We start from the raw sequence: 2,420 nt of genomic DNA on the forward strand, positions 1-2,420 counted from the left end.
CATGCTGACCGGCTGGCCGAGCATCGCGGCCTCGGCCTCGATGCCGCCGACGCCCCAGCCGAGCACGCCCAGGCCGTTGACCATCGTGGTGTGCGAGTCGGTGCCGACCACCGTGTCCGGGTACGCCTGGCCGTTGCGCTCCATGATCGTACGGGCCAGGTACTCGATGTTGACCTGGTGCACGATGCCGGTGCCCGGCGGGACGACCTTGAACTCGTTGAACGCGGTCTGGCCCCAGCGCAGGAACTGGTAGCGCTCCTTGTTGCGCTCGTACTCCAGCTCGACGTTGCGCTCGAAGGCGTCCTCGCGACCGAACAGGTCGGCGATGACGGAGTGGTCGATGACCAGCTCGGCCGGGGCGAGCGGGTTCACCTTGGTGGCGTCGCCGCCCAGCTCGCGGACGGCCTCGCGCATGGTGGCCAGGTCGACCACGCAGGGCACGCCGGTGAAGTCCTGCATGAGCACCCGCGCCGGGGTGAACTGGATCTCGACGCTCGGGTCGGCGTCGGATTCCCAGGCCCCGAGCTGCCGGATGTGGTCGGCGGTGATGTTCGCGCCGTCCTCGGTCCGCAGCAGGTTCTCCAGGAGGATCTTCAGGCTGTAGGGGAGCCGTTCGTGCCCCTCCACCTTACTGATCTTGAAAATCTCGTAGCTCGCGTCTCCGACGCGTAGCTGGGTCTTCGCACCGAAGGTGTCGAGGCTCGCCACGTCGTACTCCTTCACACCAGCGACCGTGAGTAGTCCTGAGCAGTCTGTCGCACCGGTCGGGGTGCCGCCGTGGTTAGGGGACACTTACCGCCGATTCTCCATCGTCAACAAAACCGTACGTCCGTCTTGCTAACTTCGCAACCTCGTGCCATCGTTCGGGACGAGGAGGTGCCACCATGATCCATCATGTTCAGCTCGCCTGCCCACGCGGCACCGAGGAGGCGTCGCGGGCCTTCTATGTCGGTGTGCTCGGGATGACCGAGAAGCGCAAGCCAGCCGCGCTCGCGGCCCGGGGCGGCTGCTGGTTCACCGGTCACGGCGCGGAGCTGCACCTGGGCGTGGAGGACGACTTCCGCCCCGCCCGCAAGGCCCACCCTGGTCTGCTCCGGCCGGACCTGGACATGCTCGCCGCCCGGCTGGCCGCCGCCGGATACCCGGTCACCTGGGGTGACGACGAACTGCCGGGCATGCGCCGCTTCCACTCCCAGGACACGCACGGCAACCGACTGGAGTTCCTCGCCCCGATCGACTGACTGCCTCGATGCCCGACAACGGCATGACGAAGGGCCGGCCCCCTGGGTGGGGGCCAGCCCTTGTCGTCGTTGCGTGGTGTCGTCGCCGTCGGTCAGGCGGTGTAGCCGCGGGTGGCGATCCAGTCGGCGAGGTTGTCGACGCTCATGCGGTAGGAGGCCTGGTTGGGGTCGGCGGAGTCGGCGATGGTGACGGTGTTGCCGTTGTCGCGGTAGCCGACGACGCTGATGTAGTGCCCGCCTTCGAAGGAGTGGGTGGTGCCGTCGGTGTCGGTGGCGGTGCCGGCGATGTTGGCGACGACGGCGTGGCCTTCGTCGATGGCGGTGACGATGTCGGTGCGTAGCTTGTCGGTCTGCTTGTCGTCGGCCTTGGGGTCGCGGATCTCGACGGACTGGTAGGCGTCGCGGCCGGTTTCCTTGTTGAGTACGGGGGTGATGTCGTTGATGGAGTTGGTGCCGGCTTCGGTGGTGCCCATGCGCTGGGCCATGCCGTCGACGTCGATGTTCTTGCCCTGCACGCTCAGGGCGTTGCGGGCGGCGGCGGGGCCGCAGTAGTAGAAGTTGGGCTGGGCTTCGTAGCGCACGCCGAGTTCGCGCTCGCCGTGCTGCTTGCGGTCCTGGCTCACCGAGGTGGGCTTGCCCTCGGCAGGCGCGGCGACGGCGGCGGTGACGGGGCCGGCGATGGCGCCGCCGGTGAAGGCGAGCCCGGCAGCGGTCAGGGCGGTCTTACGGAAGATGTCGGTACGCATGATGTCGGCACCTTTCGTCGGGGGTACGCGGACACGCGCGGGGGAGCGGCGTGCCGCGAAAGGGGAAAGTTCAGAACGGATCGCTCCGGCGGCGGGGCCTGCTCGGGCGTCCGGGGTGTCTCAACGACCCGACGCGACCATGCATTCCGCCGGCCGATCGGGCACCGCGGCGCGGGGGAGCGCCGTGGGTATGCCATGTCCAACGACCCGGCCCCGCCCACGATTCCGCCGCCCGGGTGGCGCCGACCACGGGACGCGACCGGACGTCAGGGACATTCGGCGGTCAACCGGACAGCGCGAACCGGACAATCGGTTCATGTCTCGCGGTGTGCCGCAGTCGGTCGTCGGGTGAGCATGGTGCGGCGAGCGCCCTGTCGAGCTGATGTCGTGAACGACTCACGAGCCCCGGCGGCCCGAGCCGAGGCGCGCCGGG

At 69.0% G+C, this 2,420-nt stretch carries 3 protein-coding genes; 1 reads left to right on the plus strand and 2 read right to left on the minus strand.

Annotated features, from left to right (window positions below; genetic code table 11):
- The coding region (locus AB0B91_RS65130; protein WP_358343025.1) for an aconitase family protein at positions 1-708 on the minus strand (708 nt) is incomplete at its 3' end.
- 176 nt (positions 709-884) lie between these two features.
- Between AB0B91_RS65130 and AB0B91_RS65135 the strand changes: the two genes are divergently transcribed.
- Positions 885-1,241, plus strand: coding sequence for a VOC family protein (locus AB0B91_RS65135; protein WP_088999403.1), 357 nt, complete (start codon positions 885-887; stop codon positions 1,239-1,241).
- 92 nt (positions 1,242-1,333) lie between these two features.
- Here the strand turns inward: AB0B91_RS65135 and AB0B91_RS65140 are convergent, their stop codons facing one another.
- Entirely contained in the window at positions 1,334-1,987 is a 654-nt protein-coding gene (locus AB0B91_RS65140) for a C39 family peptidase (RefSeq protein ID WP_358343023.1), read from the minus strand.
- Between the last annotated feature and the right edge of the window lie 433 nt (positions 1,988-2,420).

Origin of the sequence: Nonomuraea sp. NPDC049141 (assembly GCF_040648415.1) — a bacterium.
Classification (GTDB): Bacteria; Actinomycetota; Actinomycetes; order Streptosporangiales; family Streptosporangiaceae; genus Nonomuraea.